This window comes from Flaviflexus massiliensis, from assembly GCF_001375495.1.
Classification (GTDB): domain Bacteria; phylum Actinomycetota; class Actinomycetes; order Actinomycetales; family Actinomycetaceae; genus Flaviflexus; species Flaviflexus massiliensis.
This window is the reverse complement of sequence record NZ_LN831058.1, coordinates 1657732-1674795: the sequence shown is the minus strand read 5'-3', so window position 1 is coordinate 1674795 and position 17064 is coordinate 1657732. Positions and strand designations below refer to the sequence as shown.

Annotated in this window: 10 protein-coding genes and 1 pseudogene; 9 read left to right on the top strand and 2 right to left on the bottom strand. The window is 57.8% G+C overall.

Features of this window, described 5'->3' with window-relative positions; all coding sequences use genetic code 11:
• Window positions 1-440: 440 nt before the first annotated feature.
• From BN1241_RS11615 to BN1241_RS13345, 3 genes and pseudogenes are all read left to right on the top strand, one after another.
• The gene (locus tag BN1241_RS11615) at window positions 441-3164 is read left to right on the top strand and encodes a penicillin acylase family protein (protein WP_054953713.1); all 2724 of its coding nucleotides are present in this window, start codon (window positions 441-443) and stop codon (window positions 3162-3164) included.
• Window positions 3165-3844: 680 nt separating this feature from the next.
• Window positions 3845-4774, top strand: a pseudogene (locus BN1241_RS13350) (HAD-IC family P-type ATPase); the annotation flags it as partial.
• A 283-nt stretch (window positions 4775-5057) separates the two neighbouring features.
• Window positions 5058-6443, top strand: coding sequence for an HAD-IC family P-type ATPase (locus BN1241_RS13345; protein WP_222704449.1), 1386 nt, complete (start codon window positions 5058-5060; stop codon window positions 6441-6443).
• A 170-nt stretch (window positions 6444-6613) separates the two neighbouring features.
• On the opposite strand, the gene BN1241_RS11605 is transcribed toward BN1241_RS13345, so the two are convergent.
• Both BN1241_RS11605 and BN1241_RS11600 read right to left on the bottom strand, forming a co-directional pair.
• Complete coding sequence (locus tag BN1241_RS11605; RefSeq protein WP_054953712.1) at window positions 6614-7183, bottom strand: thymidine kinase; 570 nt, start codon at window positions 7181-7183, stop codon at window positions 6614-6616.
• 202 nt (window positions 7184-7385) lie between these two features.
• The gene (locus BN1241_RS11600) at window positions 7386-8003 is read right to left on the bottom strand and encodes a hypothetical protein (protein WP_147599433.1); all 618 of its coding nucleotides are present in this window, start codon (window positions 8001-8003) and stop codon (window positions 7386-7388) included.
• Window positions 8004-8499: 496 nt separating this feature from the next.
• On the opposite strand from BN1241_RS11600, the gene BN1241_RS11595 reads away from it, so the two are divergent.
• The 6 genes from BN1241_RS11595 to BN1241_RS11570 all read left to right on the top strand — a co-directional run bounded on the left by BN1241_RS11595 (window position 8500) and on the right by BN1241_RS11570 (window position 17038).
• Entirely contained in the window at window positions 8500-10143 is a 1644-nt protein-coding gene (locus BN1241_RS11595) for an ABC transporter substrate-binding protein (protein WP_054953710.1), read from the top strand.
• Entirely contained in the window at window positions 10143-11093 is a 951-nt protein-coding gene (locus BN1241_RS11590; RefSeq protein WP_147599430.1) for an ABC transporter permease, read from the top strand. Before BN1241_RS11595 ends, BN1241_RS11590 begins: the two co-directional genes overlap by 1 nt.
• Window positions 11090-11929 (top strand): ABC transporter permease, encoded by an 840-nt coding sequence (locus BN1241_RS11585; protein WP_054953708.1) that lies wholly within the window; start codon window positions 11090-11092, stop codon window positions 11927-11929. Before BN1241_RS11590 ends, BN1241_RS11585 begins: the two co-directional genes overlap by 4 nt.
• A gap of 2 nt (window positions 11930-11931) precedes the next feature.
• Window positions 11932-13500, top strand: a complete 1569-nt coding sequence (locus BN1241_RS11580) for an ATP-binding cassette domain-containing protein (RefSeq protein WP_054953707.1) — start codon at window positions 11932-11934, stop codon at window positions 13498-13500.
• A 532-nt stretch (window positions 13501-14032) separates the two neighbouring features.
• Entirely contained in the window at window positions 14033-15439 is a 1407-nt protein-coding gene (locus BN1241_RS11575) for a mycothione reductase (RefSeq protein ID WP_054953916.1), read from the top strand.
• A gap of 213 nt (window positions 15440-15652) precedes the next feature.
• Complete coding sequence (locus BN1241_RS11570; protein WP_054953706.1) at window positions 15653-17038, top strand: GntT/GntP/DsdX family permease; 1386 nt, start codon at window positions 15653-15655, stop codon at window positions 17036-17038.
• Window positions 17039-17064 lie beyond the last annotated feature (26 nt).

Genomic DNA, 17064 nt, shown 5'->3' with positions numbered 1-17064 from the left:
ATGAGTTGCGGCTTCCTGGCAACTATTTCGTAATGGTTCCAGTTTTCCACTCACTAAATTCAGTGGTTGGCATGGATGCCGAGCACTTCTCGGTAGGACAACATCATGCCGTTTTGCCCGTTGTTTCCGGGATCGCCTTACTTCGCAGAAAGCTGCCTTTGCTTGGAGGTGACGCGGTCAAGAGTGAGATGCATACTTTCACTTTTTAGTTGCCAAGAGTCGAAGTGAACCATGCTTGCCCAGCTCAGGGCGGTGATGGGGTGAAGAATTCTTTCAATTCCGTGCCCCACGATCGTGTCCATCATCGACATCTGCCACGCATTCCTCCACTGGTTCCTGGCATTCGCCTACTCATGTCGCAGTATCCAACGCGGCGATTGCGCGCACAGCTGCGGGATTTCCTGCTTAGGATGTCCATTAGAGTGTGTGAAAGGTTGCCAATGTCGTCATCTCAGTCTCGCCCCTTCCTCAAGAAAGCGGGCAGTGTTTGCCTTGCCATCATCGTTGTCCTCGTGACTGTCGGTGGTGGCTTCCTCATGAAGAAGCTCAACGAACCCCTGCCGTACCACGGCGGCGAGCACGTCATCGAAGGAGCGGACGGGACGATTGAAATCGTTCGTGATTCGTATGGCATCCCCAACATATACGCGACTACGGATGAAGATCTGTTTCGTGCGCAGGGCTACATTCACGCTCAGGACCGATTCTTTGAAATGGACTACCGCAGGCACATGACCGGTGGGCGGCTTTCGGAGCTCGTGGGGGATGCGGAGGAAGCTAAGCAGGCTGACATCGTCATTCGATCGATGGGCTGGCGAAAGCTTGCCGAGGAGGAATGGGACCTTCTATCAGATGAGTCCCGAGCGTATTACGAGGCGTATGCAGATGGGGTGAACGCCTACATTGCCGACCGCTCACCCTCGGAGCTAGGGCTGGAGTACACAGTTCTTTCCCTCTCCGTGCCCGTGGCAGACATCGAACCCTGGACTGGAATCGATTCACTCGCCTGGTTGAAAGCCATGGCGTGGGATCTGATGAACAACATGTCCGAGGAAACCGCGCGCGTGGTTGCCTACGCGAGCCTGGGGGACACCGCCAAGGTAGAAGAGCTCTACCCGGCCTTCGACACAACCGGCCACGACCCAATCCTTCCCGAAGGTAGCAGTGCGCAGTTGCATGAACGAGACAGCTACCCGATTGCCAACGCCATCGACTCAGAGGAAGCTGTGAGAGGAGACGCGTCTAGTGACGACGCGAAATCCTCCGGCAATGCTTCGGAGGGAGATGAAAATAAAGGCATGACGGAGGGTGCGGCGAGCGATGAAGAGAAGGTCTTTGCCGCGGTGACAGATGCTCAAGCATCTTTGGACACAATGCCGATCATGCTTGGTCGGGGTGACGGTGTCGGCTCAAACTCCTTTGTCATTGGTGGCGAGCATACGGAGAGCGGCATGCCCATCCTCTCCAACGACCCTCACCTCACCATCTCCTACCCATCGGTTTGGTATCAGGTCGGCCTGCACTGCGTGACCATCACCGATGACTGCACGTACGATGCGACCGGTTTCTCCTTCGCCGGCATGCCCGGTCTCATCATTGGGCGCAACTCCGAACTTGCCTGGGGCCTCACCAACCTGGGAGGTGACGTTGTCGACTTCGTTATCGAAAAGAACACGGGCGAGACCACCTACGAGCGCGATGGCGAAGAGGTTGAGTACGAGATTCGCACCGAGACGATCAACGTCGCGGGCGGTGGCTCTTTCGATATCGAGGTGCGCGAATCCGTGCACGGCCCCATCGTTTCCGACCTCCTCCTATCCGATGAGAAGGCGGCCGAACTTCCGGGTGCTCCGGGGGAGTTCTCAGTTGCTTTGGAATGGACTGCGCTCAAACCCGGCACGACGGGAGACGCGATCTTTGCCATCAACCGTGCAAAGAACGCCGAGGATGTTGCCGCGGCCGCGGCGATCTTCGAGGTGCCTGCCCAGAATATCGTCTTCACAACGTCGGATGGGCACTTTGGTTACCAGGCACCTGGCAGGTTCCCTATCCGCCCGACCATCACCGAGGCCGATGGTGACCTTGAGGCACCACAGATTGAGAACTTGGGAGCGGATGGCAGGTGGCCTCGGCCCGGCTGGGACTCTGCCTACGATTGGCAGGGCTACTATGGCGCGGAAGACATGCCGGCCTCACTCGACCCCGACGAGGGTTTCATCGTGGCAGCAAACCAGCAGGTGACCGCGAGCGCCGAGGGCCCATACCTGGGAAGTTATGCGGATGGGGGATTCCGATCCCAGCAGATGCGGGAGGCCATCGAGGCAGATATTGAAGCGGGCACCCCCATTACGGTGGACATGGCCCACGACTACATGATGCTTGACCAGTCTCCGTTCGGTCTGGAGCTTGCCGAGCACGTAATTGCCGTGGAAACGGGCTCCGAGAGAATTGCCGAAACTCAGGAGATACTCTCGACCTGGCTCGAGGAGGGTGCTCACGCGGGTATCGATGAGGGCGGGGCTCTTATCATGGCCTCCGTCTACTCGCACTTGCTCGACCAGACGCTCGCTCAGCAGATTGAGGGCTTCTCGTCCCTCAACTCAACCAATTACCTCGTGTTCTTTGCTGGTCTGGATGAGGACAGCGAATGGTGGGACAACCCGGCAACCGATCAGGTGGAAACGCGGGATGAGGCGATGCTGGCAGCACTCGAGGCCATGGATCATGACTTGAGTGAGCAGTTGGGTGATGACATGAGCGAGTGGGCCTGGGGCAAGCTCCATGTTGAGACCCCCACGCACTCGGTGATGGGTGGTGAGGCCATCCCTGGGATTGTCCGCAACTATTTCAATGGTGATCCACTCCCGATCCCGGGCAACAATTCGATCCCGAACGCCAATGGTCACTCTCCTGTCGTGGATGAGAACGGACTGGTCGATTACGAGGTGACGACAGGCCCCTCCATGCGCGTAGTCGTAGACATGAGTGATCTGGATGAGGCGATCTGGATCATCTCGTCCGGAGCATCTGGCCATCCTCGTTCCCACAATGTCGACAGCCAGTTTGAGATGTGGGCCAACGGTGAATCATTGCCGTGGCGCTTTACCGAAGAGTCAGTTAAGGAAGCGGGATACGAAACGATGACCATCACGGGGACCCCATAAACGGGTAACTACCGGGTCATTGACATGTACTTCGGGTGGGGCGAAGTGACGAGTCCCGGCGGCATCGCCCCACCCGTATCTCCCGCACTTCCGACACAGATGTTTCAATAAGCTCGCAGTCTGATGACTCACCTGCTGTTTGATGACACCGTATCGATTGCTGACTTCGAAGCGTGATAGGTCATCACGACAGTGGGCGGGAACAAGAAGGGTGATGTGGCCGGATGGGTCCGGGGACAGGAAGCTCGGAGAGACGGGGCGGAGGGCAGACAACAGTCCTGCCTGACGCCCAACTCTTCTGCCTTCCTCTCCACAATTCTGTTACTACCTGTGTTCGCCTAGTTTTGTTCCGTAAATCGATCAATGACGACTGGGGAGTCCCCGGTTGTAAGGCTTGTATGACGCAATCATGGTCTCCACTGGTTGGAGTGTCAGCGAAGGCTTATGATCCGAGTAACTGCCCAGGTGCGATCCAGGTTGTTCCACGCAAGCTCGTCAGGAGTTGCCAGATCATGGTGTGGAAACTTAAAGAATGCACTACGAGAATCCTTTGAGGGAAGAAGAGCGTGTTGGTGAATACGCAAGGAATACCCAGTCCCCATTCGGCAAGCATCACGGACCTAGTGGGCATGCTTGGGACCTCGCGTTCTGGGTTGACGGGTAGCCAAGCGCGGGACTGACTGTCCAAGCACGATCCCAACAAGCTCGCTCAGGCCAAGCCCGAGCCGAAGATCTTGAGGTTCCTGCGGCAGTTCAAGGATCCGATGATCTACGTCCTGCTCGGTGCCGTGGTTCTGACACTGCTCATGCAGAACTGGGTCGATGCCCTCGTAATCTCCGCCGTGGTTCTCGTCAACGCCATCATTGGCTACCTCCAGGAAGGCAAAGCAGCCGATGCTCTGGAGGGCATCCGAAACATGCTGTCCCTCCACGCCAACGCCAAACGGGACGGCACCTGGCTCGAGATTTCTGCTGAAGACCTGGTCCCGGGTGATCTCGTGCGCTTGGCTACTGGAGATAAGGTTCCCGCCGACATCCGTCTCATCGAAACCTCGAGCCTTCGCATCGAAGAAGCACCCCTGACCGGAGAGTCCGAACCAACCGATAAAGATATCGAGGCCGTAGCCGAGGACTGTGGCCTCGGTAACCGCAGCTCGATGGCGTTCTCTGGAACAATCGTTACCGGTGGCTCCGGCCAGGGATTCGTGACGGGAACAGCAAAGAACAGGGAGATTGGCAAGATCTCAACCATGCTTGACGAGGTCGAGTCCATCGAGATGCCATTGACCAGGCAGATGGCAAGTTTCTCCAAGCAGCTGTCGATCGTCATCCTCATCCTCACGGTCATTATAATGGCTATCGGTTTGGTCTACGACTACACGCTCGACGAACTACTGCTGGCCGGCATCGGCTTCGCAGTCTCGGCAATCCCCGAAGGCCTCCCGGCAGTCCTGACCATTACGCTTGCGCTCGGCGTGCAGAAGATGGCGGGACGGAACGCGATCACGCGCCGCATGAACTCCGTGGAAACCCTCGGTTCGGTCACGACCATTTGCTTGGACAAGACCGGTACCCTCACGAAGAACGAAATGACAGTCAAGACCGTCGTGACAGCCAACCGCACGTACGAGGTTACTGGCACAGGCTACGCACCCGAGGGAGAGATTCTCCTGGATGGGGAACCAGCCAACAGGAAGAGGCACCCGAACCTTGCAGCACTCACTCGGATCGCCGCACTCGTTAACGACTCGACCGTCTCCCGCAACGGTGATTCGTGGGTCCTGTCCGGTGAACCGACCGACGGCACGCTGCGCACGTTTGCCATGAAGGGAGGGGTTTTCCGAAAATCGGTCAAGGATTGCGACGCTCCCGTTCGACTCCGAATACAAGTACATGGCAAGCCTGGTCGAACACGATGGTCGGCGCTACATCTACCTCAAGGGTGCCCCCGACCGCCTGCTGGCACGCAGCCAACCCGAGTACGATGCCGAATTAACAGTCGATTCGATCTGTACGTATGGAACCGAGAATATTCACAATGAGTTCTGGGAAAGCGCGATCGATGATCTGTCTGCGCAAGGCCTCCGGGTGCTCGCGGGTGCCGTGAAGGAAGTTCCCGCAGACACGAATTCCATCACGACGGATGACGTGGATGCGGGCGGATTCGCCTTCGTTGGCTTCTACGGAATCATTGACCCGCCCCGCGAAGAAGCGATCGACACGATCGCAACCCTGCACAACGCTGGCATTCGCATCGAGATGACCACCGGTGACCATGCGGGCACCGCGACCGCCATCGGGCACCAGATGGGAATCGGGCAAGGCACCACCGCCATCACCGGAGCAGAAATCGAAGATGCCAGTGATGACGAGCTTCGGGAGGTCGCACGCGACCACGACATCTTTGCCCGCACCAGCCCTGCCCACAAGCTCCGCCTTGTCCGGGCACTCCAAGTCAACGGCGAAGTGGTCTCGATGACGGGAGATGGGGTCAACGACGCACCCTCGCTCAAGCGAGCCGATGTTGGTGTCGCCATGGGAATCAAAGGTACGGAAGCTACTAAGGATGCTGCCGATGTCGTTCTTGCTGACGACAACTTCGCCACCATTGGTCGAGCCGTACACATGGGCCGAACGATTTACGACAACCTCGTCAAATCCATCACCTTCATGCTCCCCACGAACGGCGCCCAGGGCCTCGTCGTCTTCGTCGCCGTACTCTTCGGGCTGACCCTGCCCCTCACGCCCGTACAGGTGCTGTGGGTTAATACGATTACGGCAGTGACGCTCTCCCTGGCGCTCGCATTCGAGCCTTCGGAACCCGATGTCATGAATCGTCCTCCGAGGAAACCCGGCGGATCTATCCTTCCTCGCGAATCACTCATCCGCATCGCCTACGTTTCACTCCTCATCGGTGGTGCCACGATCGGTGTATTCCTCTGGTCGCGAGACCAGGGCATGGACGTTGCCGTGTCACGGACGCTTGCGGTCAACACGATCGTGGTTGCCCAAATGTTCTTCCTCCTGGCGAGCCGATTCACTCGAACGAGCTCGCTCCGCAAAGAACTCTTCACGACCAACCCGATATCGTGGGGAGCCTTTGTTCTCATGGGCTTGCTCCAGGTCGCCTTCGTCTACCTACCGTTTATGAACTCAGCCTTCGCTTCCCAAGCGGTTGATATTCGCGGCTGGCTCCTACCCGTCGCCATTGGCATCGTCATCTTCCTGGTCATCGAGGTTGAGAAAGCATTCCAGCACAGAGCACGGTCAAAGAGCTAGGCGAATGCCCCACCTCCGAGGGGTAGGGGAGACCTGATAGAAGTCGTGCAATGAGCACAACCTGACGAATCAGCGAAATGGTAGCTCCGTGGAGAAAACTTGCGTGGCACCTTTTCTAGGCAACCATTCCCTCTCGATGAATCACTGAGTTAAATAATCTGACCAGAAGTTCAGATTGGCTGTGTTGGGCGCGTGAAATGGTAGCGGCAACAGGCCTCGTAAGTCTCTGCTCCACCCACCTGAGCATCACTGATCGTTAATGCATCGGTATCTCTCACTGTGACGGGCCGGTGGAACACGGCGGGAGATCCGCAGTGGCAGGTAGCCGTCAGCTTGGTAACTCGTTCTGCAACCGCCATTAATTCCGGCAGGGGAGTAAACGGCCTCCCATCAAATGTGACAGATAGGCCAGAGACCAAGACTGAAATATTGCGGTCAAGGATCTGATCAACCACGTACTGAAGATCGGAACCAAAGAACTGCGCCTCATCGATCGCAACAACTGTGGTGTCCCCATCAAGGAGAGACAGTAGCTCGGACGCAGTTTCGCACGGTATCGCCGGTTGCGACAATCCGTCGTGGGTGGATATCTCAGCGACTCCACGGCGAGTATCAATCGCGTGCGTAAAAACCTGCGTTCGAGCATCCTGCGTAGCCATAGTCTCGAGCTCCGTTATGAGCCGGTCCGTTTTACCAGCAAACATGGGTCCGCTGATGACGTGGAGAAATGATCGAGTCATGACTCCACGCTACCCGCCGCCTCGGCACAATTGCCGTCCTGAAGTCAGCCAGATGGTTTTTCCGGAAACGTAACGAGACAACTGTGGAAGAAAGTGGGTCGCCACCTGCTGAGGAAACAGAGAAGCAGGGAAAGGAAAAGTGTGGGGCCCTCGCGAAAGAGAGGACCCCACACTGTTGTTACCTATCGGGAACCAATATCAGTTAGTGCTGGTCGTTCTGGTCAAATCGAGGAGCAAAACGCTCGTCTGAGCCGACCCACTGATCCTGACCGCCGGGTGCGGGCTGTCCCTGGGGTGGAGGCGTGACCTGCCAGCGTCCCTGACCCCGGTTTTGGTCGACGGGCTGCTGCGGGAATGGCTGGTTGAATGGGGCCTGCTGGGGTGACTGACCCATGTACGACACTCCCTGGTGCGGCTGCGATGCGGGCTGACCGAAGGAGGCCTGGCCGGGTTGTGCGGTGCCGTAGATCTGCGCTTCGAGGGCCGCGATATCGGCTTTGCGGTAGCCAAAGGCTAGAGACAAGATCTTTGAATTCGTCGGTACGTGCCAGAGCTTCTTATTTTGAATGGCAAGGTCACCAGGAAACCGAACCGGATATGTTCCGACGGTCAGGCCAATCGGGGTCATCGTCTTGACCTCGTTCCGGGTGATCTTGATCGTGGGAACGAAAATCATGCACGTCCCGAGAATCGTGAGGATTGTCCCGGTGAAGTAGTTGATTGTCTGATCCCCGAAGATTGCAAGTACCAGGAGCAGAACGCCCACCACAACCAGACCGATCGCGAGGGGCAAACTGACACGAATGTTTAAAGGTTGCACCCGGCAAGACTATGCGAGAAGAACAGCAATGTCAGGTTTGGTAAGCCCTAACGGCTGGGGTGTATTCCCCAGCAGTCTCGGAGCTTCCCGAAGGAACGAAGCCACCTGGATCGAGCATCTGTGGTCGACGGGCAAATATCTCTCATCTTCGCCTTTTTCTGACGCGGGTATCTGCCACGTACGAATGTCGAGAAGTGCGGTGCACGTTCCTGAGCCGAATCCGTATTGAGCTCATATGCGCGCGATCTCAGCCAGCGATCAATCTTCTTCCGGGTGAGTTGAACTCGTGTGGACAGAAATCCGTACATGCAAATGACATGAACACGCACGAAATGCTGTGTACCGGTTCGGCAATGGTCATGCGTTGGCCTTCGCCATGACGCAGTTCACGCGAATCTTATTTTACCGGCCGAAAATTAAAGCTGGGAAAAGTCTGTTTAGAATGCTCCTAATAGACCCGGATCGTCGTACCGTGACGGTACTCAAAGGTGATTGAATGTTTACACGTCGTCGTTCGTCAACACTTGCAGCTCTGATGGCCACCGGCCTCGTTCTTGCAGCCTGTTCCTCCGATGAAGGGGGAGAAGAAAGGGGAGGTGAGCCCGTATCGGGCGGCACCCTGACCTTTGCCACGGGTGATGCTGAACCCACCTGTCTCGACCCGCACGTGGGCGGCAACATGCCGCAGCAGATCGCCGGCATCAACGTCACCGAATCCCTTTTCACCATGACGGAAGAAGGCGAAGTCGAACCGTGGCTCGCGGAGTCGGGAGAGATGTCCGAGGACGGCATGACATGGACCATCAAGCTCCGCGAAGGCGTTGAGTTCACCGACGGCACACCCTTCAATGCGGAGGCCGTCAAGGTCAATGTCGAGCACCTGCAAGATCCCGCCACCGAATCGTCGACCGGATACCTTGCTCTTGAGCACGTTGAATCCGTTGAAGTGGCTGATGAGCACACGGCAATCCTGCACATGAGCGAACCGGATGCAGCCCTGCAGGAATCCTTCGCACAGACCTGGCTGGCCATGGAATCACCCGCGGCACTTGAACGCTCCATGGAGGAGAACTGCGAGTCGCCGGTGGGAACCGGCCCCTTCGTTGTGGAGCAATGGAATAGGCAGCACTCCATCGTCTACTCGCGCAACGAGAACTACACGAGTGCCCCCGCGACCGCGACCCATGACGGCCCGGCCTACCTCGAGAAACTCGAGATCCGGTTCATGCCCGATGCGTCTTCCCGCTACGCGGCCCTCCAGGCCGGCGAAGTGGACGTCATCGACTCTGCACAGCCGGATACGATCTCCCAGGCAGAGAAGTCTGATGGTCCGGTCCAGGCTCTTCTCGGTGTCCGCTCCGGAGCATCGACCCGCCTCGAGCTCAACACCGGTGGTAACACCTTCTCTGATCCGCTTGTGCGCCAAGCATTCATGCATGCATCAGACATCGAGACCGGTGTTGAGAACCTCTTCTTTGGCACGGTGGACCGCACCACCAGCCTTCTCGCATCATCCACTCCCTACGGAATAACCCATGACGGCGAATTCGACTACGATGTGGATCTCGCAAACGAACTTCTCGATGAAGCTGGCTGGGAAATGGGAACCGATGGGGTCCGTACCAAGGACGGCGAGCGTCTGACCGTCCGCATCCCGGTCTCCACGAACCAGTCCATTCCTGCCGAACAGTCGCTCCTGGAGCAGATCCAGGCCCAGGCTGCCGAGGTTGGCTTCGAGGTCACCATTGAACCAATGGACCTAGCCTCCTGGTACGCTGCCGCAGGTGCCTGGGAATTCGATGCGATCACCGCTCCGTACGGTAAGTCCAGCCCCGACGTGCTTCGCATCATCTTCCATTCCGACGGAATTGAACCCGCACCGTCCGGTTACCACGCAAACAACATCAACGTGAGCGATCCCGAACTCGATGATCTCCTCACTCGCGCGAACCAGACTTCCGACAAAAAGGAGCGCGAAGAACTCTACGCGCAGGCTCAGCAAATGATTGTTGATGGCGCATACGTCATGCCCCTTTACGACTGGCAGACGCGTGTTCTCTACAACGAGAACGTCGAGGGACTCCGCCTGGAAACGAACCTCTCCACCCCGTGGTTTGGTGACGCCTGGATCAACAACTAGTGAACATCGCGAAAGCGACCCTGCTACGGCTCGGAGGCATCCTTTTTGTCCTCTGGGCCGTAGCAACAATCGTTTTTCTTGCCCTTAAAGCCATTCCCGGTGATGAGGTCGATGCAATCCTAGGGCCCGGGTCGAATGCGAGTGAGGAAGCGGTGGCCCTCGCCATCGAAACTCACGGACTCGACAAGCCCCTCATCATCCAATACCTCATTCAGCTGAAGTCGATCTTCACCTTGAATTGGGGAGTCAGCTATTCCTTCGATCAGCCGGTTCTTGAGATCGTGGAGGAGCAGCTCCCATCCACACTCGTACTATCAATCGTTTCGCTCCTCCTCGCCTGGATTCTGGCTCTCCTTGCCTCGATCATCTCTGTCTTTGGGCGGCTCCCGTGGCGCATCGTGTCCATGGTGGAGATCGTCTTTGCGGCTCTTCCGCACTTTGCTCTCGCGATCGTTCTCATTGTCGTTTTCTCCACCTGGTTGGGGATCCTCCCACCCATTAGCACGAGCGACACGAAGTCGATCATCCTGCCCGCCCTCACCCTCGCGATCCCAACCGCAGGATTCCTTGGACAGATCATGAGGGAATCGCTGCTGGATGCGATGGAGTCACCCTTTATTATTTCTGCCCGCGCCAGAGGCGAGAAGACACTGGGCTTGTACGGACGGCACCTGTTGAGACATGCCTCCCTGCCCGCAGTGTCGCTGAGCGGATGGGCATTCGGCTCCCTCATGTCCGGTGCCGTGATTGTTGAGGAAGTCTTTGCTCGGCAGGGGATTGGTCGCACACTACTGTCTGCTGTCGGGGTGCGGGACATGCCGCTCGTGATCGGGATCCTCATGATCATTGCCTTCGTCTACTGCATGGTCACCCTCATCGTCGACCTTCTCGAAGTCGCGATTGATCCGCGTGCCAGGAAAATCAATCCGCAAAAGAGGAAGGTGTCATGAGCCTTCCCGTTCTCACAACTGCCTCGAAGAGAAGCGGACTTGGTTGGGGTGCCTGGCTAGCCCTGATCTTCCTCGTCTTCCTTCTCCTGTGCGCACTCGTACCGGGACTGATCGCCCCCGGCAACCCACTGGCCGTGGATCCGGCGGCGGGCTTCAGCCCACCCGGATCCGAGCACTGGTTTGGCACGGACGAATCGGGCAGGGATATTTTCCGCCGAGTCGTACACGGCACGAAAGACTCCCTCATCATCGGTGTCGCAGCAACCGGTGTGGGACTGTCGCTCGGTGCTCTCCTCGGTGTCGGTTCTGGGCTTGGCCCGCGTTGGATGGACTTCAGCCTTAACCGTCTCGTTGAAGTTCTGTTTGCCCTGCCCGGAATTGTGCTGGCCCTGCTTCTCATTACCGCGATCGGTCCCGGCGTTGTTACGTCGACGATCGCGGTCGGACTGGCTTCAGCTCCCGGATACGCCCGAATGATTCGTACCCAGACCGTCAAAATCGCCCAATCAGGTTATGTTGAAGCTGATCGAGCTCTCGGCAGAAGCAGAATGCAGATTCTGAACCGCAGAATCCTCCCGAACCTCGTGGTCCCACTCTTCGTCATTGCCACCCTCGGCATTGGCCAGGGCATTGTCTGGGCAGCATCCCTGTCGTACTTGGGGCTCGGCACCGTCCCGCCCTCACCCGAATGGGGTGCGATGATGAACGCGGGACGCACCTATCTCACGTCGAGCGCATGGTGGATGACCTTTTTCCCCGGCCTCGCGATCATCGCGACCGCTGTCGCGACGACGGTCCTGTCACGCGCCATCTCCACCCGAGTGAGGAGCGTGTAAACGTGTACCAAGTACGGGACCTCAACGTCTCATTCAACCGGCCCATCGTCAAAAACGTGTCCCTTGATCTCGTTCCCGGCACCTGCCTTGCCCTTGTCGGTGAATCCGGTTCCGGAAAATCAGTCACAGCCAGAAGCCTCATGGGACTCGCGGGACAGAATGCGAAGGTGACCGGGAGCCTGAAGCTCGAGGGCGAGGAACTGAACGGGATCGGCGGTAGGGCCTGGTCGAAGATCCGGGGCAAAAGCATCGGGCTCGTCCTCCAAGATGCTCTCGTGTCGCTCGATCCCCTGCGCCCCATCGGACGCGAGATTGGGGATACTCTCCGGCTCCACACTTCACTCCCTGCTCGAGACATCCCCGGGCACGTGATTTCAGTCCTGGAACAGGTGGGGCTCGATGAGCCCCACACGCGAGCGAAACAGCGCTCCGAGCAACTGTCCGGTGGTCAGCGCCAGCGCGCACTCATCGCGGCAGCGATCGCTGCTGACCCTCCCATCCTCATTGCCGATGAGCCGACAACCGCTCTCGACCGCACGGTTCAAACCCATATCGTCAACGTCCTCAACTCGCTCAAAGAACAGGGCAAGGCCCTCCTGCTCATCACCCACGACCTGTCCGTGGTGGAATCGATCGCCGACGAGGTTGCTGTCATGGTCAACGGCGAGATCGTCGAGCACGGTCCCACGAGTCAGGTCCTCAACCTTCCGCAGCATCCCACCACCCGGCAGCTCATTGCCTCCGTACCGACCAGATCAACCGCGGCACCCCGAGAAAACCGTGAGGTCGTCATGGAAGGGAAGAACCTGGTGCGGGTCTTCCCCGGTACGTCGACGATCCCGGATCGGAGGGCCGTTGACGGTGTTGACTTCCAACTGTTCAGAGGCGAAACCCTCGGCCTCGTTGGTCCGTCCGGTTCGGGAAAGACAACGTTGGCTCGGCTCCTTCTCGGTCTGGATACTCCAACCTCGGGAGCGGTGGAATTGCTCTCGCAGCCCTGGTCGGACCTGACAGAAACCGAGCGCCGCCCACACCGCCCGAAGATCTCGATCATTTACCAGGATGCACTGTCATCCTTCGACCCCCGCATTCGCGTCGGATCGGTTCTTTCGGATGCCGTTTCGTTTGGAGAATATCCGCGCTACCGGAAGGCCCCGGAACAGGTTCAGAAGCGGGTTAAGGAGCTCCTTGCCGATGTTGGGCTGTCCGAATCTGCCGTAGCTGCCCGGCCCCTGCACCTGTCCGGGGGAATGAGGCAGCGAGTGGCGGTTGCCCGGGCCCTGGCGACAGATCCGCAAATCCTACTGTCGGATGAACCGGTTTCGTCCCTCGACGTGACCGTCCAGGCGGAGATCCTTGAACTCCTCCAGTCTCTGCAAAGGGAGCACGGGCTCACCCAGCTGTTTGTCTCCCACGACCTCGGCGTCATTGGCCAGGTCTCCGACCGCATCGCGGTCATGGAACTGGGCAAGATCGTGGAAATTGGTCACAGAGACCAGGTTCTCGACCACCCCCAACATTCCGCCACACGAACCCTCCTGGGGTCACTTACTCCAAACATCGACAATTGACATCTGGGCATATCGACAATTGATAACAGAACCGGCTGTGGCGAAAAAGCTCTGCCTCGCTGCACGAGCATTCCTCAATGCGGACCGCGCGTGCGACTAGGGTCGTCGTAGGAGTAAGTTCCAATGGTCCAGCCGAATAAACCGTATTCTGGTTACAGTTCAACCTCAGACACGTCCTCTCACCCCAATAGTGGTGTGGTCTTGCGGTCAGTTTAGGAAGGGTACGTGCCGGTGGCAGGTGGGGGACCGGTGACCGTTACCCGAAAGAGCATGGGAGCCAAGAACCATCCCTCAGCGAAAGGTGGAAGCCAAAGGCGGGGGATGAGGAGAGTGACGGAACCTTTCGCTATCGCAATATCCGCTCTCGCACCTGCAAACAATGAGGTTCGCGTCCACCCGGCCAATCCCCGAGGTGTTGAGGTATCAAGAAGGGTGTTCTGGACCGAACTCGATCCTCATCAGTTTTGTTCCCAGTGTTTGTGCCTGGCATGACTGCTAAGTGGGCGAAGTTGAAGAAGACTACAGTGGTTTCATGACTCATTATGACCTTCTCCTGATCGGTACCGGCTCAGGAAACAGCCTGCCGGGACCGGAATTCGCCGACCTGTCGATTGCTCTCGTTGAGAAGGGCGTCTTTGGTGGGACGTGCCTCAATGTTGGATGTATTCCCACAAAAATGTTCGCCTACACCGCAGAAGTAGCTGGAACCCCCGCGGAGGCAGCACGCTTCGGGGTGGATGAAACGCTCAACGGTGTTGATTGGCCCGCGATCCGCGATCGGATCTTTGGACGGATCGATCCGATCGCTCAAGGGGGTGAAGAGTACCGGGTCAGCCACGAAGACAATAAGAACATGACCGTGTACCGCGGTGTCGGTCGGTTCACCGGCCCGAAGACCATGGTGGTCGAGACCGGCAATGGGCTCGAGGAGATCACGGCCGACCGCGTTGTCATTGCTGCCGGTTCGCACCCGACAATGCCAGCCATTGAAGGCCTTGCTGATGTACATCCCCAAACATCCGATTCGATCATGCGAATCGAACAGCTACCCGCCTCGCTCATCATCCTGGGATCGGGATTCATTGCTGCGGAAATGGCGCACGTCTTTGCTTCGCTCGGCACCCAGGTGACCGTGGTAGCCCGCTCCAACGTGATGCTGCGCAGCTACGACGCCGATATTGCAGACACCTACACAAAGCTGGCCTCAGATGCCTACATGGTGGAGCTCAACTTCTCCTCCACATCTATCTCCCGTGACTCCTCGGGACAGGTCACTCTCGTCGGTACCCAGGATGGTGTTGAGAAGAGGATCGTCGCTGACGATATCCTCGTGGCCACAGGCCGCGTGTCGAATGCTGATAATCTCGATGTTGCCGCCGCTGGCATCGGAACCCGTGAAGACGGTCGAGTCGCTGTCGACTCCTACCAGCGAGTGCTGGATCCCTATGGCGATGTTCTCGAGGGCGTCTTTGCCTTGGGTGATGTCTCCTCCCAGTACCAGCTCAAGCACGTGGCTAACAAGGAGGCGAAGACGGTCCGCCACAATCTCCTACACCCGAACGACATGATGGAGACCGACCACCGGTTCGTTCCCGCAGCAGTTTTCGGCCACCCCCAAATCGCAACCGTGGGCATGACGGAAGAGGAAGCCCGCGAGGCCGGCTACGACATCATTGTTGCGAAGCAGCAGTATGCGGGGATCGCTTACGGCTGGGCGATGGAGGACACGACCGGTTACGCGAAGATCATCGCCGAACGCGACACCACGAAGATCCTCGGAGCCCACATCATCGGACCGCACGCACCCACCCTCATCCAGATCCTCATCCAGGCCATGTCGACCGGTCAGACTGCGCGCGATATCGCTACCACCCAGTACTGGATCCACCCGGCGATGCCCGAGCTGGTTGAGAACGCACTCCTTCAGATCACGGGCTAATGCAAGCGGACCCGAACGGAAGCACCGGAGGCCCGGAGCCATTGCTCCGGGCCTCCTTCGTGCCGTCTAGCTCCAAAGACTTTCGTCCCACGTCAGGACTCCATTACCTCACTAACATTCTTGTTATCGCGATAAGAACTTTCTTATCAACTATTCGCTTGGGTGCCTCGTATTGTTTTGAGTCATTCACGACGTTGTGATTTCGGAGGTCACATGGATCTGTCCACTGGAGGGTTGCTCGTCGTGTTATTCGCGGCGATTGCCCTCATCGTCTTTCTTATAGTCGTGCTGAAGATGCATGGCGCCTTGGCTCTCACAATTGCCGCAATCAGCGTTGCCCTCGTGACAGGAGTGGAGCTCGGGAATATTGGCGACCTGCTGGAAGCAGGGGTAGGGAGCACTCTCGGATTCCTCGTCCTCATTATCGGATTTGGGGCAGTGCTCGGGAAGCTCCTCGATGTGTCAGGGGGTGCCGAGAGACTGGCGATTTCACTCCTGAATGTTTTTGGAGTGCACCGTGCCCCAATTGTCATGGCACTACTCGGCCTGATTGCCGGCATTCCCGTTTTTGTTGAGGTTGGATTCGTCCTTCTCGTGCCACTTGTCTTCGTTGTTGCCAAGAAGGCGAGAGTCTCGACACTCTATGTTGGTGTTCCGCTCATCGTTTCACTCATGGCAGTTCACTGCCTTCTTCCTCCCCACCCGGCAGCCACGGCCGTTTCGCAAACTCTTGGTGCCGATGTTGGTCAGGTAATTCTTGTTGGCCTCCTGGTCGCGCTGCCCACGGTTCTCATTGGCGGACCGCTGTACATGAGGGTGGTCCTTAAGCAGGAAGCTCTTGAACTCGTGCCCGCAGGTGTTCACGGTGGCTCAGGGCTTGGTGGTGAACTGAATGAACCCACCATCAATGGAGAATCCGACGAGGTTCAGGATCTTCCGGGTTTCGGAATTACTGTTTTCACGATCCTGCTTCCTCTCCTGCTCATGGTGGCACGTACGGTCGCCGAATCAACGCTTGAAGAAGGCAATGCGCTTCTCAATATCATGCTGCTCATCGGCCACCCGATTATTGCGCTACTCATTTCAGTGCTCTTTGCTTATTGGTCTCTCGGTGTTCGCAGAGGCATCCGGCTCGACAAGCTCTCTGACATCACCGACTCGAGTTTTGCTCCGATCGCGAGTGTCCTTCTGATTATTGGTGCGGGAGGGGCCTTCAACGCAGTGCTGACCGAGTCGGGCGTTGCCCCAGCGATCGCTGACGCACTATCCGGCTGGTCGGTGAATCCTCTGATCCTGGCTTGGATCATCGCTATGGTTCTGCACTTTGCCGTTGGCTCCGCAACTGTCGCCATGATTTCTGCGGCCGGCATTGTCGCGCCGATGCTCATCGTTGATCCGTCCCTCTCCCCGGTCCTCCTTGTCCTTGCCGTCGGTGCTGGTGCGATGGGCCTGACTCACGTCACCGACTCACTGTTCTGGCTGTATAAGGAATACATGGGAATTTCTGTTGGTCAGGCCTACAAGACCCTCACCGGTGGAACAACCGTTGCATCGGTGACCGCCATGGCATCAATTCTCCTTGTCGACCTCATCATCTAGGCCAGGGAAGCGGGCACACGACGACG

Bases quoted from the DNA above. Each gene is read 5' to 3' on its own strand.
- BN1241_RS11570 (WP_054953706.1), top strand. From the start codon at position 15,653: ATGGATCTGTCCACTGGAGGGTTGCTCGTCGTGTTATTCGCGGCGATT.
- BN1241_RS11575 (WP_054953916.1), top strand. From the start codon at position 14,033: ATGACTCATTATGACCTTCTCCTGATCGGTACCGGCTCAGGAAACAGC.
- BN1241_RS11595 (WP_054953710.1), top strand. From the start codon at position 8,500: ATGTTTACACGTCGTCGTTCGTCAACACTTGCAGCTCTGATGGCCACC.
- BN1241_RS13345 (WP_222704449.1), top strand. From the start codon at position 5,058: ATGGCAAGCCTGGTCGAACACGATGGTCGGCGCTACATCTACCTCAAG.
- BN1241_RS11615 (WP_054953713.1), top strand. From the start codon at position 441: ATGTCGTCATCTCAGTCTCGCCCCTTCCTCAAGAAAGCGGGCAGTGTT.
- BN1241_RS11585 (WP_054953708.1), top strand. From the start codon at position 11,090: ATGAGCCTTCCCGTTCTCACAACTGCCTCGAAGAGAAGCGGACTTGGT.
- BN1241_RS11605 (WP_054953712.1), bottom strand. From the start codon at position 7,183: ATGACTCGATCATTTCTCCACGTCATCAGCGGACCCATGTTTGCTGGT.